This window comes from Microbacterium sp. TW_SC_2, assembly GCF_055361165.1.
In genome coordinates, this window is the sequence record NZ_CM143952.1 from 1,379,313 (window position 1) to 1,403,860 (window position 24,548).

The 24,548-nt window shown below is 68.5% G+C and carries 27 protein-coding genes, 1 tRNA gene and 1 other RNA gene; 17 read left to right on the forward strand and 12 right to left on the reverse strand.

Going from position 1 to position 24,548, the window contains the following annotated elements; translation table 11 throughout:
* The first annotated feature begins 48 nt into the window (after positions 1–48).
* The 9 genes from ACWA14_RS06405 (at position 49) to dapF (ending at position 7,236) form a co-directional block, all read left to right on the forward strand.
* Positions 49–357 carry a helix-turn-helix domain-containing protein gene (locus tag ACWA14_RS06405; RefSeq protein ID WP_056308102.1) on the forward strand — a complete coding sequence of 103 codons (309 nt, stop codon included), beginning with the start codon at positions 49–51 and terminating at the stop codon, positions 355–357.
* Between the two features lie 18 nt (positions 358–375).
* A complete protein-coding gene (locus ACWA14_RS06410; protein ID WP_463796898.1) occupies positions 376–597 on the forward strand; it encodes a DUF3046 domain-containing protein in 222 nt (73 codons plus the stop codon).
* 268 nt (positions 598–865) lie between these two features.
* The gene (recA, locus tag ACWA14_RS06415) at positions 866–1,915 is read left to right on the forward strand and encodes a recombinase RecA (protein WP_463796899.1); all 1,050 of its coding nucleotides are present in this window, start codon (positions 866–868) and stop codon (positions 1,913–1,915) included.
* A gap of 164 nt (positions 1,916–2,079) precedes the next feature.
* On the forward strand, positions 2,080–2,730 hold the full coding sequence (locus ACWA14_RS06420; RefSeq protein ID WP_463796901.1) for a regulatory protein RecX: 651 nt from the start codon (positions 2,080–2,082) through the stop codon (positions 2,728–2,730).
* A gap of 47 nt (positions 2,731–2,777) precedes the next feature.
* The gene (gene miaB, locus ACWA14_RS06425; protein ID WP_463796903.1) at positions 2,778–4,325 is read left to right on the forward strand and encodes a tRNA (N6-isopentenyl adenosine(37)-C2)-methylthiotransferase MiaB; all 1,548 of its coding nucleotides are present in this window, start codon (positions 2,778–2,780) and stop codon (positions 4,323–4,325) included.
* Positions 4,322–5,257 carry a tRNA (adenosine(37)-N6)-dimethylallyltransferase MiaA gene (gene miaA, locus ACWA14_RS06430; protein ID WP_463796905.1) on the forward strand — a complete coding sequence of 312 codons (936 nt, stop codon included), beginning with the start codon at positions 4,322–4,324 and terminating at the stop codon, positions 5,255–5,257. The genes miaB and miaA overlap by 4 nt, the downstream gene beginning before the upstream one ends.
* Positions 5,258–5,308: 51 nt before the next feature.
* Entirely contained in the window at positions 5,309–5,839 is a 531-nt protein-coding gene (locus ACWA14_RS06435) for a dihydrofolate reductase family protein (RefSeq protein ID WP_463796907.1), read from the forward strand.
* Between the two features lie 46 nt (positions 5,840–5,885).
* Entirely contained in the window at positions 5,886–6,341 is a 456-nt protein-coding gene (locus ACWA14_RS06440; protein WP_463796909.1) for a GNAT family acetyltransferase, read from the forward strand.
* Positions 6,342–6,363: 22 nt separating this feature from the next.
* Positions 6,364–7,236 (forward strand): diaminopimelate epimerase, encoded by an 873-nt coding sequence (dapF, locus tag ACWA14_RS06445; RefSeq protein WP_463796911.1) that lies wholly within the window; start codon positions 6,364–6,366, stop codon positions 7,234–7,236.
* 39 nt (positions 7,237–7,275) lie between these two features.
* Here dapF and ACWA14_RS06450 read toward each other — a convergent pair whose 3' ends face one another.
* Positions 7,276–7,917 (reverse strand): class I SAM-dependent methyltransferase, encoded by a 642-nt coding sequence (locus ACWA14_RS06450; RefSeq protein ID WP_463796913.1) that lies wholly within the window; start codon positions 7,915–7,917, stop codon positions 7,276–7,278.
* A 63-nt stretch (positions 7,918–7,980) separates the two neighbouring features.
* Here ACWA14_RS06450 and hflX point away from each other — a divergent pair, with 63 nt between their 5' ends.
* Complete coding sequence (hflX, locus tag ACWA14_RS06455; RefSeq protein ID WP_463796915.1) at positions 7,981–9,486, forward strand: GTPase HflX; 1,506 nt, start codon at positions 7,981–7,983, stop codon at positions 9,484–9,486.
* 19 nt (positions 9,487–9,505) lie between these two features.
* Here the strand turns inward: hflX and ACWA14_RS06460 are convergent, their stop codons facing one another.
* Entirely contained in the window at positions 9,506–10,171 is a 666-nt protein-coding gene (locus tag ACWA14_RS06460; RefSeq protein ID WP_463796917.1) for an SIMPL domain-containing protein, read from the reverse strand.
* Positions 10,172–10,306: 135 nt separating this feature from the next.
* Here ACWA14_RS06460 and ssrA point away from each other — a divergent pair.
* Positions 10,307–10,676, forward strand: a transfer-messenger RNA (tmRNA) gene (gene ssrA, locus ACWA14_RS06465).
* Between the two features lie 471 nt (positions 10,677–11,147).
* The gene (locus tag ACWA14_RS06470; RefSeq protein ID WP_463796919.1) at positions 11,148–11,342 is read left to right on the forward strand and encodes a hypothetical protein; all 195 of its coding nucleotides are present in this window, start codon (positions 11,148–11,150) and stop codon (positions 11,340–11,342) included.
* Between the two features lie 272 nt (positions 11,343–11,614).
* On the opposite strand, the gene ACWA14_RS06475 is transcribed toward ACWA14_RS06470, so the two are convergent.
* The 9 genes from ACWA14_RS06475 to ACWA14_RS06515 form a co-directional block, all read right to left on the reverse strand.
* The gene (locus tag ACWA14_RS06475) at positions 11,615–12,466 is read right to left on the reverse strand and encodes a hypothetical protein (RefSeq protein WP_463796921.1); all 852 of its coding nucleotides are present in this window, start codon (positions 12,464–12,466) and stop codon (positions 11,615–11,617) included.
* Positions 12,467–12,694: 228 nt separating this feature from the next.
* A complete protein-coding gene (locus ACWA14_RS06480; protein ID WP_463796924.1) occupies positions 12,695–13,261 on the reverse strand; it encodes a DUF308 domain-containing protein in 567 nt (188 codons plus the stop codon).
* A 69-nt stretch (positions 13,262–13,330) separates the two neighbouring features.
* A complete protein-coding gene (locus tag ACWA14_RS06485) occupies positions 13,331–14,230 on the reverse strand; it encodes a dihydrodipicolinate synthase family protein (RefSeq protein WP_463796925.1) in 900 nt (299 codons plus the stop codon).
* Between the two features lie 11 nt (positions 14,231–14,241).
* Positions 14,242–14,808 carry a hypothetical protein gene (locus tag ACWA14_RS06490; protein WP_463796927.1) on the reverse strand — a complete coding sequence of 189 codons (567 nt, stop codon included), beginning with the start codon at positions 14,806–14,808 and terminating at the stop codon, positions 14,242–14,244.
* A gap of 19 nt (positions 14,809–14,827) precedes the next feature.
* Entirely contained in the window at positions 14,828–15,637 is an 810-nt protein-coding gene (locus ACWA14_RS06495) for an inositol monophosphatase family protein (protein WP_463796929.1), read from the reverse strand.
* A 122-nt stretch (positions 15,638–15,759) separates the two neighbouring features.
* Positions 15,760–15,832 (reverse strand) — tRNA-Lys (locus tag ACWA14_RS06500).
* Positions 15,833–15,929: 97 nt separating this feature from the next.
* Positions 15,930–17,159: an MFS transporter gene (locus ACWA14_RS06505; protein ID WP_463796931.1), complete on the reverse strand. Its 1,230-nt coding sequence runs from the start codon at positions 17,157–17,159 to the stop codon at positions 15,930–15,932.
* Positions 17,156–17,638, reverse strand: coding sequence for a MarR family winged helix-turn-helix transcriptional regulator (locus tag ACWA14_RS06510; protein WP_463796933.1), 483 nt, complete (start codon positions 17,636–17,638; stop codon positions 17,156–17,158). The genes ACWA14_RS06505 and ACWA14_RS06510 overlap by 4 nt, the downstream gene beginning before the upstream one ends.
* A 47-nt stretch (positions 17,639–17,685) precedes the next feature.
* Positions 17,686–18,474 carry an IclR family transcriptional regulator gene (locus ACWA14_RS06515; RefSeq protein ID WP_463796934.1) on the reverse strand — a complete coding sequence of 263 codons (789 nt, stop codon included), beginning with the start codon at positions 18,472–18,474 and terminating at the stop codon, positions 17,686–17,688.
* 104 nt (positions 18,475–18,578) lie between these two features.
* Between ACWA14_RS06515 and ACWA14_RS06520 the strand changes: the two genes are divergently transcribed.
* From ACWA14_RS06520 to ACWA14_RS06530, 3 genes are read left to right on the forward strand one after another with little or no spacing between them, the layout of a single operon-like run.
* Complete coding sequence (locus ACWA14_RS06520; protein ID WP_463796936.1) at positions 18,579–19,352, forward strand: CoA transferase subunit A; 774 nt, start codon at positions 18,579–18,581, stop codon at positions 19,350–19,352.
* 1 nt (position 19,353) lies between these two features.
* Positions 19,354–20,001 carry a 3-oxoacid CoA-transferase subunit B gene (locus ACWA14_RS06525; protein WP_463796938.1) on the forward strand — a complete coding sequence of 216 codons (648 nt, stop codon included), beginning with the start codon at positions 19,354–19,356 and terminating at the stop codon, positions 19,999–20,001.
* Positions 20,002–20,016: 15 nt separating this feature from the next.
* Positions 20,017–21,219 (forward strand): acetyl-CoA C-acyltransferase, encoded by a 1,203-nt coding sequence (locus tag ACWA14_RS06530; RefSeq protein ID WP_463796940.1) that lies wholly within the window; start codon positions 20,017–20,019, stop codon positions 21,217–21,219.
* A gap of 24 nt (positions 21,220–21,243) precedes the next feature.
* Here the strand turns inward: ACWA14_RS06530 and ACWA14_RS06535 are convergent, their stop codons facing one another.
* Positions 21,244–21,543, reverse strand: a complete 300-nt coding sequence (locus ACWA14_RS06535) for a hypothetical protein (protein WP_463796942.1) — start codon at positions 21,541–21,543, stop codon at positions 21,244–21,246.
* Between the two features lie 242 nt (positions 21,544–21,785).
* Here ACWA14_RS06535 and ACWA14_RS06540 point away from each other — a divergent pair, with 242 nt between their 5' ends.
* Positions 21,786–23,033 (forward strand): MFS transporter, encoded by a 1,248-nt coding sequence (locus ACWA14_RS06540; RefSeq protein WP_463796943.1) that lies wholly within the window; start codon positions 21,786–21,788, stop codon positions 23,031–23,033.
* A 75-nt stretch (positions 23,034–23,108) separates the two neighbouring features.
* Positions 23,109–24,518 carry an alpha,alpha-trehalose-phosphate synthase (UDP-forming) gene (locus ACWA14_RS06545; RefSeq protein ID WP_463796945.1) on the forward strand — a complete coding sequence of 470 codons (1,410 nt, stop codon included), beginning with the start codon at positions 23,109–23,111 and terminating at the stop codon, positions 24,516–24,518.
* Positions 24,519–24,548: the final 30 nt, after the last annotated feature.

The following is a 24,548-nucleotide window of genomic DNA, read 5'->3' on the forward strand; positions in this document are numbered from 1 at the left end:
GATCTCGCCGGGGTTCTCCCCGGCAAAACGAACGGTGAGGAGGTTCCGATGATTCTTGTACGTCAGGAAATCGGCGATGTGCTCAGGGACTTCCGCCTGCAGAAGGGGCGCACCCTTCGTCAGGTCGCCAGCAAGGCATCGGTCGCTCTGGGATACCTCAGCGAAGTCGAGCGCGGTCAGAAGGAAGCGTCGAGCGAGATCCTCGCCTCCGTCGCCGATGCGCTCGATGTCCCTATCTCGATCATCATGCGTGAAGTCGGCGACCGCATCTCGGTGCTCGAAGGCATCCAGGTCTTCCCGGACGTCGTTCCGGACGACCTTGTCGCTTCGGTCGAGCCTGAGCTCTCCCTGCGCTGATCGCCGCCGCCTTCTCCTATGCGTCGTAGCGAGTTCCTCCGCGCCGTCGAGGACGAGTTCCAGGGGCGCGCTCCGTCACTCGTGAACGACCTGGTTCTGACGTCCCTCGGACGCACCGCGGTCGAAGCCCTCGCCGACGGTACCCCGCCTCGCGAGATCTGGTTCTCGCTGTGCGATGAGATGGATGTCCCCGATCCCCGCCGTCACGGTGCCGGTCGTCTGGAACCTCGGCGCCGCTGACCTTTCCGCTTGTTCGAATCAACCGGAAGATGATGGGTCGAGAACGGCGTGTCGTCGAAGATGTGTTCGAAGCGGGCGTAGTGTTCTGCACAAGTGGTTCGGAGACATCGTTCTCCACCGTCCGCTGGACTCGCCGACCTGATGTCGGTGGCCCCTCGTACGGTGAAGACATGGCCGATGAGCCATACGCCTTGCCGGAGAGTTGCTCCCACTCGGGAGTGCCGCGGCAGCCTACAGGCGGCATCACGCGAGCAGAAGGAAACACATCATGCCATCACCCGCAGACCGCGAGAAGTCCCTCGAGACAGCACTCGCCCAGATCGACCGTCAGTTCGGCAAGGGCTCCGTCATGCGGCTCGGCAGCGATGACCGTGCTCCCGTCGCCGTGATTCCCACCGGTTCCATCGCGCTCGACGTCGCGCTCGGTGTGGGAGGCCTGCCGCGCGGACGAATCGTGGAGATCTACGGACCGGAGTCCTCCGGTAAGACGACGCTCACCCTGCATGCCATCGCAAACGCACAGCGCGCGGGCGGAATCGCCGCGTTCATCGATGCAGAGCACGCGCTCGACCCCGACTACGCGGCGAAGCTCGGCGTCGACATCGACGCGCTGTTGGTCTCCCAGCCCGACACGGGAGAGCAGGCGCTCGAGATCGCCGACATGCTCGTGCGTTCCGGCGCCATCGACCTCATCGTCATCGACTCCGTGGCTGCTCTCGTGCCGCGGGCCGAGATCGAGGGTGAGATGGGTGACTCGCACGTCGGTCTGCAGGCGCGTCTGATGTCGCAGGCGCTGCGAAAGCTCACCGGTGGGCTCAACCAGACCAACACGACCATGATCTTCATCAACCAGCTGCGCGAGAAGATCGGAGTGTTCTTCGGATCGCCCGAGACCACCGCCGGCGGCAAGGCGCTGAAGTTCTACGCTTCGGTGCGCCTCGACATCCGCCGCATCGAGACGCTGAAGGACGGCACCGACGCGGTCGGAAACCGCACACGCGTCAAGGTCGTCAAGAACAAGATGGCTCCGCCCTTCAAGCAGGCCGAGTTCGACATCCTCTACGGTGTCGGCATCTCCCGCGAGGGCAGTCTGATCGACTTCGGTGTCGAGCACGCCATCGTGAAGAAGTCGGGTTCGTGGTACACCTACGACGGTGATCAGCTCGGGCAGGGCAAGGAGAATGCTCGCAACTTCCTGCTCACCAACCCCGACATCGCCCTGGCGATCGAATCGCAGATCAAGCAGAAGCTCGGCATCGGTCAGCCGGCGGTCGCCGCTCCGGCGGCAGACGAGCTCGCTGAGCGTCGTCCGGCCTGATCATGTCACAGGAGAGCGGGGGCGGGTCGCGTCCGGAAGAGGGACTCGCCCCCGTCATCCCCTTGTTCGGGGCGCACAGGCCGCGCGGCGGCTCCCCGGCGGATGAGGTCGACGATAAGACACCGTCGAGTCAGCTCGGCGCCCTCCTCGATCGGGGGGCGACCGTGCGTTCCTCGCCGGATGGCGGGACGCCGAGCGAACGGCACCCTGCTCGTGGGGGGACGTCATCCGCGAAGACGCCCCCTCGCCTGAGGGCGCTGCGCGACGCTGCCGACGACGAATCCGACAAGGATGACGGGCCGGACCCCCAGCAGCTGCAGGAAGCGGCGTCGGAGAGCCTCGTCCGCAAGCTTCGGGCGCGCTCCCTCTCGATCTCTGAAGCGCGGATGGTGCTCCGCGGGCATCACCTCGAGGCGGGTCAGGTCGATGACGTGATCGACGATTTCACGCGCCGCGGCTACCTCGACGATGCGACGCTTGCTGTGCAACTCGTGGACTCCGGAGCGAATCGCAAGGGGCAGGGACGTGTCGCGTTGGCGCGAGCGCTGGCGCAGCGCGGGATTCCCCGTGATGTGGTCGACGCGGCGCTCGGTGAGCTGCCCGATGACGACGCGGAACGCGCGCTGGAGTTCGCGCGATCGAAGTCCCGTTCGCTCGCCAGGCTCGATCCCGACACGGCACTCCGGCGTCTGATGGGGCAGCTTGCGCGTCGTGGCTATGGCGGATCCGTCGCGATGACGGCGGCGAAGACCGCGCTGGCGGAGGAGAAGTTCGGCGGTCATTCGTCGGGTGTGCGGTTCGTCGACTCGGACTGATCGGCATCGAAGGAGTCGGCGGAAAGCGCTCGTAGAATGGGAGCATCATGACTATCCCTCGCAGCGAACCGACGATCATCTCCGCGTCGTCAGCATCCGTCGACGCCGACGGGCAGCGCCGATCGTATGAAGTCCGTACCTTCGGCTGCCAGATGAACGTGCACGATTCCGAGCGCCTCTCCGGCTCGCTGGAGAGCGCCGGGTATGTGCCCGCGGACCTGGGCGATGAAGCCGATGTCGTCATCATCAACACCTGTGCGGTGCGGGACAACGCGGCAGGGAAGCTGTACGGCACCCTCGGCCAGCTCGCCTCGGTGAAGCGCCGCAAGAGCGGGATGCAGATCGCGGTCGGCGGATGCCTCGCTCAGATGGACAAGCAGGCCGTGCTGGACAAGGCTCCCTGGGTCGACGTCGTCTTCGGCACCCACAACATGGGCTCTCTGCCCGGTCTCCTCGAACGCGCCCGCCACAACGGCGAGGCGGAGCTCGAGATCCTCGAATCGCTCGAGGTTTTCCCGTCGACGCTCCCCACCAAGCGCGACGCCGCTCACAGCGGCTGGGTCTCGATCTCCGTGGGCTGCAACAACACCTGTACGTTCTGCATCGTTCCGAGTCTGCGCGGCAAGGAGAAGGACCGGCGCCCCGGAGACATCCTCAACGAGATCCGGCTGCTCGTCGAAGACGGTGCTCTCGAGGTGACCCTGCTCGGCCAGAACGTCAACTCGTACGGTGTGGAGTTCGGCGATCGCCAGGCGTTCAGCAAGCTGCTGCGCGCGGCCGGCGAGGTGGAAGGTCTGGAGCGCGTGCGCTTCACGAGCCCGCACCCGGCCGCTTTCACAGATGACGTCATCGACGCGATGGCGGAGACCCGGAATGTCATGCCGCAGCTGCACATGCCGTTGCAGTCGGGCAGCGATCGCATCCTGAAGGCGATGCGCCGGTCGTACCGCAGCGAGAAGTTCCTCGGCATTCTCGATCGAGTCCGTGAACGGATGCCGAACGCGTCGATCACGACCGACATCATCGTCGGCTTCCCGGGTGAGACCGATGAGGATTTCGAAGACACCATGCGCGTCGTGGAGCAGGCACGATTCTCCAGTGCGTTCACCTTCCAGTACTCCATCCGTGAGGGCACACCCGCCGCGACGATGGCGGATCAAGTGCCGAAGGCCGTCGTCCAGGAGCGCTACAACCGTCTGCTCGCCCTGCAGGAGCGCATCTCGCTGGAGGAGAGCCACAAGCAGATCGGCCGGCAGGTCGAGGTCCTCGTCTCGACGGGGGAGGGCAAGAAGGACGCCGAGACACACCGGCTCACCGGACGCGCCGAGGACAACCGCCTGGTGCACTTCGAGGTGACGCCCGGCTCGGCGATCCCGCGTCCCGGAGACATCGTCACCGTGACGGTGACGCACGCGGCACCCTTCTTCCTGCTCGCGGACGACCCCGAGGGCAAGCCGCTGCAGATCCGTCGCACGCGCGGCGGCGACGCCTGGGACCGCGCGCAGTCCGAGTCGTGCGCGGTACCCGCTCCGGCGGCGGACGGAGCGCCGCGCGCCGTGTCGCTCGGGCTCCCCACGCTGCGCGTCGGCGTGTGAGCGGTTCCGGGATCGATTCTCCCGTCGCGCCGCGCCTGTGGGCGGTCATCGGGGCCACGGGTACGGGGAAGAGCGAGGTCGCCCTCGACCTCGCCGAGTCGCTCCGTGGGCGGGGGAACCCCGCCGAGATCGTGAACGCCGATGCCATGCAGCTGTACCGCGGCATGGACATCGGCACGGCGAAACTGGCGCCGGACGAGCGCCGGGGGATTCCGCACCACCTCTTCGACGTGCGAGAGGTCACCGAGGAAGCGGCCGTCGCCTGGTATCAGCCGATGGCCCGCGCCGCGGTATCCGCCATCCACGGGCGCGGGGGCGATGCCATTCTCGTCGGTGGATCGGGACTGTACGTGTCGAGTGTCGTGTTCGACTTCCGATTCCCGCCGCGCGACCCGGCGCTGCGTGCCCGCCTGGAGAGCGAACTGGATGAGAAGGGCGTCGACGCGTTGGTCTCCCGGTTGCGCGCCCTCGATCCGGAGACGGCCGCGCGCGTCGATCCGCGCAACAGCCGGCGGGTGATCCGGGCGCTCGAAGTGCTCGAGGCCGGGGGAGAGACGCATGGCGCGGCCCTGCCGTCAGCGCCGGAGCTCTGGCGACCCGACACCCGTCTGATCGGCGTGGAGGTCGACCGCGCGCCTCTCGTGGAGCGTCTCGATGCCCGGGTGGAGCGGATGTGGGCCTCGGGCCTGATCGCCGAGGTCGAGGAGCTGCGCCGGCACGGCCTGGAGCGTGGTGTGACCGCTCGCAAGGCGATCGGGTATGCGCAGGCGCTCGGACAGTTGGAGGGCACGCTGACCGAGGCCGAGGCGATCGCCGAGACGCAGGCGCTGACCCGGCGATACGCTCGCCGTCAGGTGTCCTGGTTCCGACGCTATGGTGCCGTCGAGTGGCACCGCCCTCCCGTCGACACGGCGACGCTGCTCGCGCGCTGAGGCGACGCCGCTCCTCTGCGGATGTCCGTGGTCGATGGAATGCTTGCCGGCATGGCGACGCATTACTACACCGCATCCAGCCTCGACGGCTTCATCGCGACGACCGATCACTCGTTGGATTGGCTGCTCTCGCAGGACATCGATCAGGACGGTCCCATGGCGTACGGGGCCTTCGAGGAGAAGATCGGCGCGCTGGTGATGGGCGCCTCCACCTACGAGTGGCTCCTGGCCCATCAGGGTGATGAGCCCTGGGCTTATGCGCAGCCCACCTGGGTGTTCACGCATCGTGACCTGCCCGTTCTGCCGGGGGCAGACATCCGGTTCGCCCGCGGGGAAGTGGCAGCCGTCCATCGAGATGTGGTCGATGCCGCGGGGAGCAGAGACGTGTGGATCGTGGGCGGCGGGGAGCTGGCCGGGCAGTTCGTCGACGCGGGCCTCGTCGACGAGCTGTGGGTGCAATACGCGCCGGTCACGCTCGGAGCGGGTGCGCCGCTTCTGCCGCGCGCGGTGGACCTCGAGCTCATCGAGGTCGCACGCAACCGCAGTTTCCTCTGCGGTCGCTACCGCGTCGTTCGGGCATGATGGATCGTCGCCGGACGTTCCTGTCCGGGCGGACGCAGAGGAGAGGATGACTGCCGTGCCATGGACTGTCCGGGCCTTCGACCAGGCCGACACCGACGCGGTCATCGCGCTCTGGGAGGCGGCCGGCCTCACCCGTCCCTGGAACGATCCGCGTCTCGACATCGAACGCAAGCTGGCGGTTCAGCCCGAGACATTCCTGGTGGCGCTCGATCCCGACCTCGACGGGTCGGGGCACGACCTCATCATCGGTTCGGTGATGGCCGGGTACGACGGGCATCGGGGCTGGCTTTACTACCTCGCCACAGCGGAGACTCACCGAGGGAGAGGGGTGGCCAGAGCGCTCGTCGAGGAGGCCGAACGTCTCCTGGCCGCGCAGGGATGTCCCAAAGTGCAGTTGATGGTGCGGGAGGGCAATGAAGCGGTGCTCGGCTTCTACGATGCGCTCGGGTATGAGCGGTTCTCCGTGTCACAGACCGGGAAGCGCCTCGTCGTCGACGGCTGAGAGACATCCCTAGACTGGGGACATGGTCGCATTCACCAAGGGGCACGGCACCGGCAACGACTTCGTCATCATCGCGGACCCGGACGGTGAGCTCGACCTCAGCGCCGAGCAGGTCGCCGCTCTCTGCGACCGGCACTTCGGTATCGGGGCTGATGGAGTACTGCGGGTCGTGCGTTCGCGTGCGATCGCCGAAGGGGCCACGAGTCTGGCCGAGGAGCCCGAGGCCGAATGGTTCATGGACTACCGCAACGCTGACGGATCGATCGCCGAGATGTGCGGCAACGGCATCCGCGTCTTCGTGCACTACCTCGTCCGTTCGGGCCTCGCGAACATCGAGTCGGGATCCACGCTGCCGATCGGCACGCGTGCCGGCGTCCGAGACGTGACGAGCAGCGAGTCCGGGTATCAGGTGGATCTCGGTCGCTGGAAGCTGGTGGGCACCGATCCGCTCGTGACGGCAGACGGTCTGACGGTGGCGCGCCCCGGCCTCGGCATCGACGTCGGCAACCCGCACGTCGTGGTCGCTCTGGCATCCGACGTGGAGCTGGCATCGCTCGAACTGCATCGGCAGCCGGAGCTCGAGCCTGCTCTGCCGGAGGGTGCCAACGTCGAGTTCGTGGTTCCGGGTGACCCGCTGGTGCGAGACGGCATCGGCCACGTGCGGATGCGGGTGTCCGAGCGAGGCGTGGGCGAGACGCTCAGCTGCGGCACCGGAGTCGCCGCCGCCGCCCTCGCGGTGCGCTACTGGGCCGGCGAGCAGGCCCCGGACCACTGGCGTGTCGAGGTTCCCGGAGGAACGCTCGGCGTGCGGATGTTCGCGGCGGAGGACGGCGAGCATGTCGCGCTGTCCGGCCCGGCGCAGCTGGTCTTCCAGGGCGAGGTCGATCTCCTCTGACGGAGGCGCCCACCGCCCGTGCGAGGGAGCTCGGGCCTGTCAGGCGATCGTGATCGGCTCCGTCGGCGGCGTGCCGTGCTTGCGCACCTTCAGGACCCGGTAGCCCTTGCCCGTCGTCGTGCGGAAGACGCTGAAGCCCGGGTGGAATGTCGCGCCGATCCACCGCTGGAGAGAATCCGCACCGAGGTTGCGCTGCACGACCAGCCAGGCGTCGCTGCGTTCATCCAGGCGAGGGATCCACTTCTCGAGCAGACCGTGCAGCTCGTTCTTGCCGACGCGGATGGGCGGGTTCGAGCGGATCGTCCGGAAGGTGACATCCGAGGGAACATCGTCGGGCAGCGCGGCGTTGACATTGGTGAGGCCGAGGGATGCCGCGTTGCGGCGGACGAGGTCGAGAGCTCGCTCGTTCACATCCACGGCCCACACCGTGGCATGGGGTGCGGCGAGGGCCATCGACAGACTGATCGGGCCCCACCCGCTGCCGAGGTCGAGAAGATGGCCTCCCGGCGGGACCGGTGGCATGTTCGCAAGGAGCACTGCAGTGCCGGCATCCAGGCGATCCGGGCTGAAGACGCCACCCGCGGTGGTGAGACTCAGCTCGCGGCCGGCGAGCGACACACGGATCGCACGCAGGTTCTCGGGGCTTGCCGGGGCCGCAGTGAAGTAATGGTCAGACCCCATACGGTGAGCGTACCGGACCGTGGGGATAAGGTTAAGGCTCGACGCAGCAGAGACAAGGGACGGATGACGGACACCAGCACACCCTCGACCGGCGATGAGGCGCTCGCGCGCGTTCTCGCGAATGCGGAGAAGCGCACGGAGGCGCGGACATTCGGTGCAGCACAGGCGCTGCAGGACGAATCCACCGCAGCGCACGGCTCATCCGACGGCAATCAGTGGGACCTGGAGGATCGGCACGCGCTTCGACGCGTCGGCGGTCTGTCCACGGAGCTCCAGGATGTCACCGAGGTCGAGTACCGCCAGTTGCGACTCGAGAACGTCGTTCTCGTCGGCGTGTATCCGCAGGGCGCCCAGGAAGACGCGGAGAACTCGCTGCGTGAGCTCGCTGCTCTCGCCGAGACCGCGGGTGCCGTGGTGCTCGACGGTGTGCTCCAGCGTCGCCCGCACCCCGATGCGGCCACCTACCTCGGTCGCGGAAAGGCGCAGGAGCTGAAGGACATCGTCGCCGCGGTGGGTGCCGATACCGTCATCGCCGACACCGAGCTCGCGCCCAGCCAGCGCCGCGCGCTCGAAGACGTCGTGAAGGTCAAGGTGATCGATCGGACGACCGTCATCCTCGACATCTTCAGCCAGCATGCCAAGAGCCGCGAGGGCAAGGCTCAGGTCGAGCTCGCGCAGCTCGAGTACCTGCTCCCGCGTCTTCGCGGATGGGGTGACTCGATGAGCCGTCAGGCCGGTGGCCAGGTCGGTGCCGGTGGAGCCGGTATGGGCTCGCGTGGTCCGGGTGAGACCAAGATCGAGCTCGATCGTCGGCGCATCCGCACCAAGATGGCGCTGCTGCGCCGCCAGATCCGTGACTACGGGCCCGCGCGCGAGGCCAAGCGCGCCGAGCGTCGACGCAACACGATCCCCTCGGTCGCGATCGCCGGATACACGAACGCGGGGAAGTCCAGCCTGCTGAACGCTCTCACCAGCGCGGGTGTCCTGGTCGAGAACGCGTTGTTCGCGACCCTCGACGCCACTGTGCGTCGCGCGGAGACCGCGGACGGCCGCGTCTACACGATCACCGACACGGTCGGGTTCGTGCGGGATCTGCCGCCGCAGCTCGTGGAGGCCTTCCGCTCGACGCTCGAGGAGGTCGGCGACGCGGATGTCGTGCTGCATGTGGTCGACGGATCGCACCCCGACCCGGCGGGTCAGCTGCAGACGGTGCGCGACGTGATGGGCGATGTGGGTGTGCGCGATCTGCCCGAGATCGTCGTGTTCAACAAGGCCGACCTGATCTCCGATGACGAGCGTCTGGTGCTGCGTGGTCTGCAGCCGAAGGCGCACTTCGTGTCGTCCCGCTCCGGCGAGGGCATCGAGGAGCTGCGAGCGGCGATCGAAGAGGCTTTGCCGAAGCCGGCCGTCGAGGTCCACGCCGTCGTCCCGTACGACCGGGGTGACCTCATCGCGGCCATCCACGAGACCGGGATGCTGCTGACCGTCGACCACCAGGAAGACGGTACCGCGGTGCACGCGCGGGTGTCGGAGCGCCTGGCCTCGGAACTCGCGCCCTTCACGCGCTGAGTCCGGGGAGTTCTCCCGCTCACTGCGCGGAGAACCGCGCTTCCACCGTCGCGGACACCACGATCTCTTCCGGCTCGTACTCCATGGCCGATGCGGAGTCGGCCGCGAACGCGGCGCCGCGTGCCTTCATCATCAGGGGGGCCGCGGTGTCGGAGTGTCCGCTCGAGAGGAGGCCGACGTCCGCGATCTCGCGCGGAGTGACGTCTGTCAGTCCCAGGGAGCGCGCATAGGCAGTGGCGCGGGCGACCGCCACGCCGACAGCGGCGGCGGCGACCTCGTTCTCGAGACGGGTCCTGGTCACCGGAGTCAGGTGCCAGTCGACCCCTCCCACCTCGACGCCGTCCCACGCGGAGACATCGGACACCCACATCGAGAGCTCGGATGCGTCCGTGAACGTGGCCGTCAGATCGATGCCGGCGTAGTAGACGGGAGCAAGGCGACGTCCCTCGGCGTTCCAGGGCCGTTCGGCCCGGACGGAGAGTCGCTTGCTCGACCACTCGACGATCGTCCCGGCATCCACTCGCTCGGTGATGCTCGACCGCACGGGTTCGGTGAGACGCATCGCGGTCTCGACGACGGCTGCACGTTCCGGGCCCTCGGCCCGCACGCTCACGTGGATCGTCGCGCGCTCCGGTGCGACGCGCACATCATGCTCTCCCCGGACGGTCACGGTGACTTCACTCATGAGCCGACTCTACGCGCGCGGCCTTCGGGAATGGCAGGGGAGCGGTATCCGTTGTACCCTGAGAAGCTGAGGTTCACGGATCTCAGGATTGACAACTCCACAGTGCGACAACGGCTCCTTCGGAAGAAGGACTACGGGGCTGATCGGTTTCGACAGCGCCTGTGTATCCACGAGAAGCGGGCCGAGGATGCAGAGTTATCTCGTAAACGCTCTCTGCAAAAACATAGTTGCCGAAACCAAGCGCAACGACTTCGCCCTCGCTGCATAAGCGAGCCCGATAGTCCGTCAGACCGTGTGTGATTCCGACACGGACCCTGGCGTCATCTAGGAATCTTGCTGTGTGACGGCGTCTGGACGTCACGCGGGACTCTTCCCAGGCTGGGCTCGTCGACTTAGGTGTCTGTGACAAAGGTCGGAGCCGAGCAGAACGTCTTCACAGACTGCGCCCGGAGAAGGCGTGGATTAGCAGCGTTGGACGGGGGTTCGATTCCCCCCAGCTCCACCAGGTCGTTGTCGCACGAATGAGGCCCGCCTCCCTGTCGAACACGGGGAGGCGGGCCTTTTTCGTGCCTTCGCGGCCTCCGGATCAAGCGGTCGGCCCCACGAGTGCGAGAGCCTGTCCCGATGTGGCTGCACCTCGCTCGTTCATCCGCTCGGCGACGTCGTCGAGGTGGGCGGCACGGTTCGACCGTGTGCGCCGCGCGTCACGCTTCCTCGCAGCCCGGACGCTGCCTCGCCGCCGCGCCCGACGTGCTCTACGACTGGATCCGAGACACCTGGGCCGGGTGGCTGTTCGCTCCGCCCGCTCGGACGGCGCGAATCGGCCGAGCTCGATCCCGCGCAGGAGCAACGAAAGGACCCATTCTGCGCCGATTGCTTGTAGTGTCGCCAGCAACACAGTGGTGACGCTGTCACCTCTCGGATCTCAACGCCTCCCCGAACAGAGATCACAATGCCGATCAGATCACTTCACGCTATGAAGGTCGCCACGCTCAGACGCGCCTCCGAGGAGTATCGCGCCCTGGCGCGTGACGGAATCGACCGGGCCACGAACGTCATGCTCGCAGATCTTCTGTCAGATCGTGCTGATCGCATCGAGGCCGGCGAAGACGACCACTCGGAGATCTTCCCGGACTCGTCGGACAGCAATGCCATCGGCACGGTGGCGTAGATGCGGCGATGGTTGTGCGCGCCCTCGTCTGGCGCCGGGACGTTGAGGGGTGCCGGTCGGCCTCACCGGGCGCCCTGCAGGCCACGTACAGCAGATATCATGACGCGTCTCGCAGCACGGACCGGTCTCGGGCGGACCCCAATACCCGCCCGCGACGCGGCTCCCCAGAGGTTGTCTTCATCGCGCCCCCGCAACGACGATTCCTGGGCGGAAAAATACTCCCGTCAGCGTCCGGCGTCAAGTGAACCCTGCTGGTCCGCGGTGGCGCGTCGTCAGTGATCTGAGGCGTCGCTGCGTGCCCTGAGCACCCGCCCGCACCCCCACCCCATCCCGATGAGGCCGAGGACGACCAGAAGGACTCCGCCCAGCCATGCAGCCTCATCCCAGAGGACGACTCCAGATGAGAGCGCGTCAGCGACACGGCCCAGCGCCCGGGGAACCTCGAGGATGCTCCCGCCGTCGCCGAACACCCACAGCACGATCCCGGCGATGGTCGCGCCGAGCCCGCAGAACACGAAGGCGGCAGTCGAGTCGCGCTTCGCTCCGTTCACGGACTCGATATGTGAACCGGTCGCAACGGTCCCCGGTGATCGCAGAGACAGGACCGGCAGAGCGATGATCAGGCACACACCGAGCGCGATGCACGCGCCGACGACCCAACCGCCGAGGGGCACGAGGAGCACCTGCGAGACGACGCCCTCGGACCAGTAGTAGTGGAACCCGCCGTTACCGGCCTCGGCGGCGGCGATCAGGTCGCGGACTCCCGGGAAGAGGACGGCGATACCCACCGCAGCTCCAACCGGGATCGCGACGAATGCCGGAGCGATGAGGCACGCAGAGACCATGCGCAGGAGAACCGTGCGGATGTCGGTGGACTTTCGCACCGCGGGCTCGAGCATGCACCATCCCGCGTAGACACCTGGTGCCGCGATCGTGAGGTTTCCCCAGAGCCGATCTCCACCCGCGTCCGTCATGCTGTCGACGGCCCCGCACAACCCAGCCAGAGTCGCGAGCACCAGGACTGCGAGGTTCACGCCGGATACCAGGCGCCGCACCTCGGAGCGCATACCGCCCTCACCGGTGTCGGGTTCCGCGAGCGAGCGCTCACGCGCAGGGTTCCTCATCGATCTCTCCTCGGAGCGGTCCGCGAACGGCGGGATGACGACCACGCTATCGGACACCGAACGCCCTCATCACGGACGCTGACACGTGTCAGGAGTCGGTCGGGAGGACCACAGCATTCCTCCATACCCAGCACCGGAAAGTCTGCTGCTGAGCCCGGAACTCGATCCCCGCAGCGAGGGGCGTGGAGCGCACCAGCTTCGCATCGGCGTAGCCGTGGAGGGCTGGGCTCAGGACTCGGCGGTCCGCCGCCGCCGCACCGAATCGGCGACCACGCCGAGGTGCACGCCCGCGATCGTGGTCCGCACCCCGTACGCGAGTGCGACGACGGCGAGCGTGGTGTGCGGGGAGAGAACGAGTCCGACCGCGATCGCCATCTCGACGGCGCCGGTGAGAATCGGACCGACGACGCGCGGGCGTCGGAGCAGGGCGGCGACGGTGCGCACCACACCTGACACCGCGAAGAGGGCCGCGCTGACGACGACGATGACGGCGGGCTCGTCGCTCCAGATCAGGACCGCCACTCCGAAGACGATCCACGCGACCCCGATCCATCGTGCGACGGCTGCGCGAGGCTGGACCTCCGCTCCGGTGAGATCGGCGATGCCGGAGACGATGAAACCGAGTGCGGTCACGAGCACGAGCCGGCTGAGAGCGGCCTGCGGAAGAAGCAGGATGACGACCCCGATCGCGGTGGCCACACCGGCGACGATCATCAGCGCCCACCACGGCCACGACCGGAGGAATCTTCCGAGGAACTCGTTCCAGGCGTTCGGGCGCGAATCGAACCGCTTCATCCACCGTCTCCGATCGAGGTGCCGCTGTGACGATCACACCCTAGCGTCGCGGTGGGGATCCGACCGCGATCATGTCAGCGCGAGCGAATCCACCGCCGCAGCCACGCGTGCGCGCTGCTCCGACGTGAGCCCCTGCAGGGGGAGCGGGAGGCACCGAGGCGGTGCGAGAGCCAGATGCTCGGCCGCCGCCGCGATGACCCGCAGGCTTCCGCTGAACTCGGTGAACAACTCCCACAGCGGGGCGAGCCGCTCGGACTCCGCCACAGCGAGCTCGCCGCGCCCCGCCCGCGCGTGTTGCGTGATCGCCACCGCGGGTGCAGGGAACGTCCCACCGATGGCGGAGTACCAGGCATCGCAGCCGGCGTTCAGTCCCGTGGCAGCGAAGGCGTCGCCGGAGACGCCGATCGTCACGTGAGCGGGGATCGCGGACCGGATCGCGGCCACGTGGTCGCTGGCGGCGGCGGGATCGCGGGGCACGCCGGGGATCTTGATCGACGCGATACCCGGGAGTGCGGCGATGCGGGCGTAGAGCGCGTTCGAGAAGGTGAAGTGCGTCGTGCCGGGGTTGTCGTAGACGATCACGGGAAGATCCGAGTGCTCCGTGACGGCGTGATACAGCTCGAAGACGTCGTCGTCGGTGAGCACCTGATACGAGACCGGGGCGACGAGCAGGCCCGAGGCGCCGGCGGCCTCGGCATCATCGACGTGCGCGAGCACCTGCGACGTGCGCAGCGCGCTCACGCCGACGATGACGGGCACCTGCGCCGCGTGCTGCCGCGTCAGCCGCGTGATCCTGGATCGCTCCGACGGCGTCACATACGCGCCGCTGCCGGTGGGGCCGAGCGCGGTGATGGAGTCGACGCCCGCTTTCACCAGACGTTCGATCAGCCGCACGTAGGCGCCCTCATCCGGCGCATCCTGCGAGAAAGGCGTCAGCGGGAACGCGCTGAGTCCGGTGAAGAGAGTCATGGCATGTCCGCTCAGCCTGCCCACTCGATCAGGAGCAGGCTCTGCTTCGTGTCGGCGAGCTTCACCCAGCCGTCGCCGAACAGGTAGGTCATGCCGTATCCCTCGTCATCGGTTCCCATGGAGTACTTGGGATCCTCGGTGAGGTAGGTTCCCGCCGGGCCGTCCTCCCGCGACCAGCCGGCCGCGATGAGGGTGGACTGCGCCTTCGCGGCCTCATCCGCAGTGATCTCGGACCAGCCGTACAGCTGGCCATGATCGGATCCGACCGAGTAGTCCGCCCAGAAGCACAGCATGCCCGCCGTGAGCTCCACGTCGCCGATCACGAACGCGGTCGGCCGTGCGGTCCACCCGGCATCCGTGAGTGCCTGCACGGTGCCGGTCGAGATCATGCTCTCGCAGGTGAGCGGGGCATCCGACTCGGTCGGCACGGGGGAGGCCGCAGGCTGCTCGCTCGCCACTGCGCTCGGCGCGGCCGTGGGCGGCGGGGATGCTGCCGGGGCATCAGGGGCCGCGCACGCGGTCAGCGCGAGCGCCAGGAGCAGGGCTCCGGCGGCGGCGGACGGGAAGCGGGGACTCATCGCTGGCCTCAGGATCGGGTCATTCGTGCAGGAGCTCGAGGAAGGCATCGTGAAGGATGCCGTTGGTTGCGAGTGTCGAGCGCGCGGAGATCGTCTCATCCCCGTCGAAGGACGTCATGCGCCCTCCGGCCTCCCGCACGATCGGCACCGCGGCGGCGATGTCGTACTCCTTGACGCCGAACTCCGACACCATGTCGAGGCGGCCCTCGGCGAGAAGCATGTACGGATAGACATCGCCGTAACCGCGGTCGCGCCACACACGGGCGGACAATGCCAGCAGCGCGTCGCCGCGACCCGCCTCCGTCCATTGCGCGATGCTCTGGAAGCTGACGCTCGCGTCGTCCAGCGAAGACACGGCGGAGGTGTGGAGCTGCTGCGTTCCCGTCGCGCCATTGGTCCAGGCGCCGGCGCCCGTGGATGCCCACCAGCGCCGACCGAGGGCGGGCATGCTGACGACGCCGACCTGCGGGACGCCGTCGATCGCCAGGGCGATCATCGTGCCCCAGAGCGGCACACCGCGCAGGAAGTTCGCGGTGCCGTCGATCGGATCGATGATCCACTGGCGGTGCGTGTCGCCCTCCGCGCCGAACTCCTCGCCGAAGATCCCGTCGGCCGGACGCTCGTCTGCCAGGACCGCGCGGATCGCACGTTCCGTGGCCAGATCGGCGTCGGTGACATGCGAGTTGTCGGCCTTCGTCGAGATGACCAGATCGGCGGTGTCGAACCGGGGGAGGGACTGCGCATCGGCGGCATCCGCGAGGCGGAGCGCGAGCGCGAGGTCGGCGTCGAGATCAGAGGGAACGGAAGCGGCGTGAGAGGAGGCGGTCACGCCTTCAGGATACGTCAGCCGACTTCGGCGATCGGCTGCGGGCGTCATCCGGAGACGTCGGAGCGGGACCCCGGAAAGCAGAAAAGCCCCGAAGACTGGCGAGAGTCTTCGAGGCTGATCCGTGCACCCCCTCGGACTTGAACCGAGAACCCACTGATTAAGAGTCAGTTGCTCTGCCGATTGAGCTAGAGGTGCGTTGTCCGGGATGACCCCGGCCGAGGAATTACATTACCAGTCCGGTGGCGGCAAGTGAAATCGAGGCCGTGGGTCCCCGCGCCCGGGCGCGTCGGGCTCAGGCGGCGTCGCCGATCAGGATGGCCTGCGCATCCTCGGAGGCCGGATCGGCCGGCTCGTCGTCGATGTGGGCGAGCACCTTGCGTCCCAGGAACACCGTGAGGGCGGCGATCAGGACGGCCGCTGCGGCGAACAGATAGGGGACCGTGGCGTTGAACGCGTGCCACAGCAATGCGGCGATCGGAGGAGCCATCGCGCCGCCGAGGAAACGGACCGCCGAGTACGACGACGAGGCGACGGAGCGGGGGAGGTCCGTGGCCTCCATCACCGCCTCGGTCAGCACCGTGTTCATCACGCCCAGGAGCAGTCCGCCGATGACGATGCAGGCGACGAGGGCAGCGGGGCTCCCGACGACGAGGCCTGCGGTGATCAGGTCGATCGCGAGCAGCGGAAGGACGATCAGGATGATGCGGGTGCGCGGCAGTCGCCGCATGAGAACCGGTGCGACCCAGACGCTGGTGACCGCGAGGGCCACACCCCAGCCGAAGAAGGTGAGGCCGATGCCCATCGCGCCGAAGCCGAGGGGGAAGGGGGAGAAGGCGAGCAGCACGAAGAAGCCGATGTTGTAGAACAGGGCGGCGACCGCGAGAACCGCGAGGGCGGGCCGACGGAGCGCCGCGAACGGTGCCGAGAACGGCACCGGGGTGCGCACCTCCCGCGGACCGCGCAGCAGCACGAGGACGGCCACGAAGGCGATGGCCATCAGCACCACGACGCCGAAGAACGGTCCACGCCAGCTCTGCTCGCCGAGGAGGCCGCCCAAGAGCGGTCCGATCGCGATGCCGAGCCCCAGAGCGGCCTCGTACAGAATGATGGCGGCGCTGCTCCCGCCCGATGCGGCACCCACGATCGTCGCGAGCGCGGTGGAGATGAACAGGGCGTTGCCGAGCCCCCATCCGGCGCGGAACCCGATCACGGCGTCGACGCTGCCGCTGATCGCGCACAGGAGAGCGAAGACCACGATCAGGGCGAGCCCGATCAGCAAGGTCGCCTTCGCGCCGATCCGGCTCGAGATCCAGCTGGTCACGAGCATCGCGAGTCCGGTCACGAGCAGGTAGCTGGTGAACAGGAGCTCGGTCTCGACGGGGCTGGCCTCGAGGGATTCCGCGATCGCGGGCAGGATCGGGTCGACCAGCCCGATGCCCATGAAGGCCACGACGCACGCGAACGCGACGGCCCAGACCTGCGCAGGCTGCTTCCAGGGGGATGCGGTGGGGGTGCCGCTCATCGGTGTGCTCCGTCTCGTTCGGTCTCGGTGCGGTCGCGGACGTCGGTGGTGTCCGTGCCGGCACCGTCGTCGGCGTGTGCGTGAAGGATCTCCGCTGCGCGGGTGAGGACGGCCCAGTCCCCGTCGGTGAGGTCGGTGAACCTCGGGGCGAGAGTGTCTCGGAACTCGCGGCGCCAGGAGACGAGCGCGGCCGCCCCTGCCGGTGTGACGTCGACCACGATTCCTCGCGAGTCCGCGGCATCCGGACCACGTCGGACCAGGCCGTCGCGCTCGAGAGTGCCGAGCAGGCGCGTCATGCCCGGTTGCGTGGTGCGCGCGGCGACGGCCAGTTCACCGACGCGGCGGCCGCCTCGCTGCTCGAGCAGGCTCAGCACCCGCCACTGCGCCGCCGGAGCTTCGTTGCCCGCGTCCTGCGCGGCGATACGCGCCAGGGCGTGGGCGGAGAGCACCAGGGAGGGAATGACATCGACACGATCCATACCAAAAAGTATATACCTATTGGTATGAAGTGGCGTGGCCTGTCCGATCAGCGCCGCGCGCTGGCGATGCGGGCCGAGAGCTCGTGCGCATGCGCGAGCAGCGTGCGTCCGAGCGATGCGATCCGCTCCGGGCCGAAGCGGAACTCCACACCGGTCAGGCTCAGCGCCCACTCCGGGCGACCGCTGCGATCGAACACCGCGGCGCCCATTCCCCAGCTGCCCTCCACGATGAGTCCGGGGTTGATCGCGAACCCGCGCTCCTTCGTCTCGCCCAGGCGCGTCCGCAGGGGCGCCGCCGCGTGGGCACCGCCCCACGTATCGGCCAACTCGGGATGCCGATCGAGATAGGAATCCACATCGTGGTCAGGCAGGAACGCGAGGATGGCGAGCCCGGCGCTCGCGACCCCGAGGGGGAAGCGAACCCCTTCACTCAGCACGAAGGACCGGATCGGGAAGGAGCCCTCCTCACGGAGCAGGCAGACGGTCTCGTCGGCACGTCGCACGGAGAAGAACGCGCTCTCCTCGGTCTTGACGGCGAGCGAGCGGACCAGGTCGCGAGCGAGCGTCGTCACGTCGTAGCGCGCTGCCGCGACCGTCCCCATCAGGAAGAGCTCGGGGCCGGGCAGCCACCGTGTGCTCTCCTCGTCGCGGTCGACCAACCCCTCCGCCTTCAGTGCGGTGAGCAGGCGATGCGTGGTGGAACGCGTGAGGCCGGCGTCACGAGCGAGCTCCTGCAGGCCGGCCCCCTGTGCGCCGCTCGCGGTGACGAGGCGCAGCAGTCGAGAGGCGCGCGCGATCGCCTGCGCTCCGGGGACACTGCGGGACGGGGGTTCCATAATGTGGACGCTACTGCGCAGTTCGGCCACATGGCAAGAACGGGCTTCCGCATCGGGAGTCCGAGGGCGAGGCTGGGAGCAGGACACGGTTCGAAGGAGTGCGCGTGATCGACAAGCAATGGTCTTCGGCGGCCGAGGCCGTGGCCGACATCCCCGACGGCGCCTCGCTGGCCGTGGGAGGGTTCGGGCTCTGCGGCAATCCGATCGCGCTGATCCAGGCGCTTCTGGCCCAGGGCACCCGCGACCTCAGCGTGGTCAGCAACAACTGCGGTGTCGACGACTGGGGTCTGGGCGTCCTGCTGGGGGCCGGTCGAATCCGCAAGATGACCTCGTCATATGTGGGGGAGAACAAGGAGTTCGAGCGCCAGTTCCTCAGCGGGGAACTCGAGCTCGAGTTGACGCCGCAGGGCACGCTCGCGGAGAAGCTCCGCGCGGGCGGTGCGGGCATCGCCGCGTTCTACACCCAGACGGGAGTCGGCACGCAGGTGGCCGAGGGCGGGCTGCCGCGTCGGTACAGCCCGGACGGGACGATCGCCGTCGCCTCCCCGGTCAAGGACGTCCGTTCCTTCCCGGTCGACGGCACGCCGCGCGATTTCGTGCTGGAGGAGGCGATCACGACCGACTTCGCCCTGGTGCACGCACTGGCCGGCGATCGTCACGGCAACCTGATCTTCAACAAGGCGGCACGCAACTTCAATCCGCTGGCGGCGATGGCCGGGCGGGTGTGCATCGCCCAGGTCGAGCAGCTCGTCGAGCCGGGAGAACTCGATCCCGACCGCATCCATCTCCCCGGCGTCTTCGTGCACCGTGTCGTCGAAGTGGGCTCCGACATCCCTCGGCGCATCGAACGGCGGACCGTGTCCGCGGAAGGAGCATGACATGGCGCTCACTCGCGAGGAGATGGCGGCTCGTGCCGCGGCGGAGCTGCAGGACGGCTCGTACGTGAACCTCGGCATCGGGCTCCCGACGCTCGTCCCCAACCATGTGCCCGACGGGGTGACGGTGATGCTGCAGTCCGAGAACGGCATCCTCGGAGTCGGGCCGTACCCTCGCGAGGATGCCGTGGACGCCGACCTCATCAACGCAGGCAAGGAGACCGTGACGGTGCTGGCCGGCTCCGCGTTCTTCGACTCCGCCACGAGCTTCGGCATGATCCGAGGCGGGAAGATCGACGCCGCCATCCTCGGAGCCATGCAGGTCTCGGCCGGGGGAGACCTGGCGAACTGGATGATCCCCGGCAAGATGGTCAAAGGCCCCGGCGGTGCGATGGATCTGGTGCACGGGGCGGGGCGGGTGATCGTCCTGATGGAGCACGTCGCGAAGGACGGCTCCGCCAAGATCGTGAACGAATGCTCGCTCCCGCTCACCGGCCGCGGGGTCGTCGATCGCATCATCACGGATCTGGCGGTGATCGACGTCACCGATCACGGCCTCGTGCTGGTGGAGACGGCGCCGGGAGTCACGGCCGACGAGGTGCTCGCGGCCACGGAAGCGCCTCTGCATGTCGCGCTCGAACGGCAGAACTGAAGGACAGGAACGGATATGACCGACAACTCATCCCCGCGACCCGACGACGTCGTGATCGTGGCCGCCGCCCGCACCCCGCAGGGTCGGCTGAAGGGTCAGCTCGCCGCGTTCACCGCGCCGCAACTGGGCGCGTTCGCGATCACGGGGGCGCTCAGGCAGGCGGGGGTCGCCCCCGACGATGTCGATGCGGTGATCGTGGGACAGGTGCTCGCGGCCGGATCGGGCCAGAATGCCGCACGCCAGGCCGCGATCGGCGCGGGCATCGGGTGGGAGGTGCCGGCGCACTCCGTGAACAAGGTCTGTCTCTCCGGTCTCACGGCGATCATCGACGCCGCGCGCATGATCCGGACCGGGGACGCGGAGACGGTGGTCGCTGCGGGCATGGAGTCCATGACCCGGGCCCCCCACCTGCTCATGGGCTCCCGCGAGGGGTGGACCTACGGCAGCGTCGAGGTGCTCGACCACATGGCGTACGACGGGCTCACCGATGCGTACGACCGGGAGAGCATGGGCGCGTCGACCGAACGGCACAACGCCCGCTACGACCTCACCCGGCAGGCACAGGATGAGGTGGCGGCGCTATCGCACCAGCGCGCTGCGGCTGCACAGGCCGCCGGAGTCTTCGCGCAGGAGATCGTCGCCGTCGAGGTACCGCAGCGACGAGGGGAGCCGGTGCGCGTCACGACGGATGAGGGCATCCGCCCGGAGACCACGGTGGAGACGCTCGCGGGCCTCCGGTCGGCGTTCGCCGAGGGCGGGTCGATCACGGCGGGGAACGCCTCGCCGATCTCGGACGGCGCATCCGCGGTCATCGTGACCACGCGCGCGACGGCGGCCGCGAAGAACTGGCCGGTCCTGGCTGCGGTGGGGGCCAGTGGTCAGACGGCAGGTCCGGACAACTCGCTGCAGGCGCAGCCGGCGCGGGCGATCGAGCAGGCATGCGCGAAGCAGGGCATCACGCCGGCCGATCTCGACCTGGTGGAGATCAACGAAGCCTTCGGTGCCGTCGTGGCCCGGTCTCGGGATGAGCTCGGGCTGAGCTCGGAGGTCGTGAACATCCACGGCGGTGGCATCGCGATCGGTCACCCCATCGGGGCCTCCGGCAACCGCCTCGTGGTGCACCTGGCGCACGAACTCGCGCGTCGCGGCGGCGGCATGGCGGCGGTCGGGCTGTGCGGTGGAGGAGGTCAGGGAGAAGCGCTCATCCTCACCCTCTGAGCCCCGGTCGCCCGAGGCGGATGCTCAGGAGCGCTTGTCCTTGGCGTGCCCCTGGGCGTCTGCGAGGGCCTTCTGGGAGCGGAACTGAAGACGCTGGGCCTTCTTCGACTTCTTGACCGACTGCGGGGAGTCGGCGTCGACACGGACGCCGCGGCGCGCCCGGCGCATGTCGACCACGGCTCCGACGGCGAGGGCCATCGTGATCGCCCAGCTCAGCCAGGACAGGGCTGAGCGCCAGGTGATGGGTTCCTCACGGGTGCCGCGCAGCAGAGAGATCCCGGCGGAGACTGCTGCGATGAGTCCGGTGCTGAAGAGGTAGCGCATGCCCCTACGGTACCGGCACCGCGGCGCAGGAGGCGGGAGGCTTGACATCGGCGCCCGCCCCTGCCAACGGGGCGCCTTCGTCGCGACGGGACGAGGAACCGGTTCGGGCCGCGTTCAGGGCGACGCGCTACCATGGGAGGGTCGCGGTTCATCCGCGGCCGCACACCGTGTATCTACCGGCCGTCGGCATCCCGGCGGACAGCGGCGGCACCCGACACCGCGTCTGCGGGCGCGCGAGAGCCATGACACACACGCACACCACGGCGGAGCCGAGCCTGCTCCGCATCGCCGGATTCCCCTACTTCCTGATCGCGTTCATCGCGCGTCTCCCCTTCGCGATGATGGTGGTCGGCGTCCTCACGGTCGTCGTCTCGGCCCGCGGCTCCCTGTCACTGGGCGGCCTCACCTCGGCCGCGGTCGGACTCGGCACCGCCTGCTTCGGCCCCCTCCTGGGGGCGGCGGCGGACCGGTTCGGGCAGCGGGTCGTGCTGACGACGCTCGCCGTGGCCAACGGCTCGATGCTGATCGTCTTCACGCTCGTCGTGTACGGCACAGCCCCCGACGGCTTCGTCCTGCTGGCCGCGGTCGGCATCGGCGCGACCGCTCCCCAGGTGGCACCCCTGTCGAGGTCGCGCCTGGTGACCCTGATCCGCGATCGCATGTCGGAGGATCGCCGGGCCCGCACGATCTCGGGGACCATGGCCTACGAGTCGGCGGCCGACGAGACCGTCTTCGTCTTCGGACCGTTCCTCGTGGGCATCCTGGCCTCCGCGATCGCACCGTGGGCGCCGCTGGTGGGCGCCGCGGTGCTCACGCTCGTTTTCGTCGGCGCGTTCGCCCTGCATCCGAGCGGCCGACACGTCTCTCGCGACCGTGATGCCGACGGCAGGGCGCTCTCCTCGGTCTCCGAGCTGTTCCGTCCGCAGCTGCTGGTCGTGGTCCTCGGCATCCTCGGAGTCGGGATGTTCTTCGGCACGATGCTCACCGCACTCACCTCCTTCATGGCGGATCGGGGTGCGGCGGAGCAGGCGGGTCTCCTCTACGGGGTCATGGGGGTCGGATCGGCGCTGCTCGCGCTCGGCGTGGCCTGGCTGCCCCCGGCGTTCACGCTGCGCGCCCGGTGGCTGGTCTTCTCCGGCATCCTGCTGGGTGGCTCGTTGCTGCTCGGCCTCGTCGACGACTCCGTCGGAATGATGGTGCTGGCGCTGGCGATCATGGGGATCGGCATCGGCCCGACCCTGGTCACGCAGTACAGCTTCGCCGCCGCTCTCAGTCCGCTCGGACGCTCGGCGACCGTCATGACGATGATGGGGTCGGGAGTCGTGGTCGGACAGTCGATCGGGGCGGCGCTCGCGGGCGACATCGCCGAGAACATGGGCACCCCGGCCGCCCTGGTGCTCCCGGTCTGCGCGGCCGCCGTCGCGTTCGGCGCCGGCGTGATCCACGCGGTGCTCAGCGCCCCGCGTCGAAAGCGGCCCGTCGCCGGGTGAGTCCACGGACCGAGGTGTCCGCCGATGCACGGCATCCTCGATAGCCTGGGGGTACCGCTGGTGTGAGGAGTCATCTTGGACGCTGCAGAATTCGTGGTGGTCGCCAATCGACTTCCGGTCGACCGCGTCGTGGGACCCGATGGCGAGGAGCAGTGGCGAGTGTCTCCCGGCGGCCTCGTGGCCGCACTGGAGCCCATGATGCGCAGTGTGCACGGTGCGTGGGTCGGTTGGGCGGGGCAGGCCGATCTCGAGCTCGCGCCGTTCGAGAACGGCGGCATCGAGCTGATCCCAGTCGCGCTCAGCGCCGACGAGGTCGCGGAGTACTACGAGGGGTTCGCGAACGACACGATCTGGCCGCTCTATCACGACGTGATCGCGCCGCCGCAGTACCACCGCGAATGGTGGGACGCCTACGTCACCGTGAACCGTCGCTTCGCGGAAGCCGCTGTCGCCGCCGTGGTCGAGAACGGCACGGTCTGGGTGCACGACTATCAACTGCAGCTCGTGCCGCAGATGGTGCGTGAGCTGCGCCCCGACGTCACGATCGGCTACTTCCACCACATCCCGTTCCCGGCGCACGGGCTGTACGCGCAGCTTCCGTGGCGCGATCAGGTGCTCCGTGGGCTTCTCGGCGCCGACGTGATCGGCTTCCAGCGCGTGCAGGACGCGACGTACTTCCTCACCGCAGTGAAGCGCCGCCTGCGCTATGAGGTCAAGGGATCCACCGTCGCGGTGCCCGACGGCGACGGCGGCACGCGCACGGCGCTGGCCAAGGCGTTCCCGATCTCGATCGACACGGCCCCGTACATCGAACTCGCCGAGCGTGAGGACATCAAAGCGCGCGCGGCCGAGATCCGAGCGAGCCTCGGCAACCCCGACCGCATCCTGCTGGGCGTCGACCGGCTGGACTACACCAAGGGCATCCGTCACCGCATCAAGGCATACGGCGAGCTCCTCGCCGAGGGACGTCTCAAGGTCGAGGAGGTCACGCTCGTGCAGGTGGCCAGCCCCAGTCGCGAGCGCGTCGACGCCTACGTGCACCTGCGCGACGAGATCGAGCTGGCTGTCAGCCGCATCAACGGCGACACCGACACCATGGGGCATTCGGCGATCCGGTATCTGCACCAGGGGTACCCGCGTGAGGAGATGGTGGCGCTGTATCTCGCCGCCGACGTCATGCTCGTGACCGCTCTGCGCGACGGCATGAACCTGGTGGCCAAGGAGTACATCGCCACGCGCGCCGACAACCGCGGCGTGCTGGTGCTCAGCGAGTTCACGGGTGCCGCCGACGAACTCCGCCAGGCGGTGCGGGTGAACCCGCACGACATCGAGGGGGTCAAGGACGCGATCATGACCGCGATCGAGATGTCGCCCGCCGAGCAGTCCAAGCGGATGCGGTCGCTGCGCCGCCGCGTGCTCGACAACGACGTGAACGCCTGGTCCTCCTCGTTCCTCGCGGCGCTCGACGAGGTGCACCCGCGGTGAGTTCCGACCGCCGCAGAACGACCGGCATAC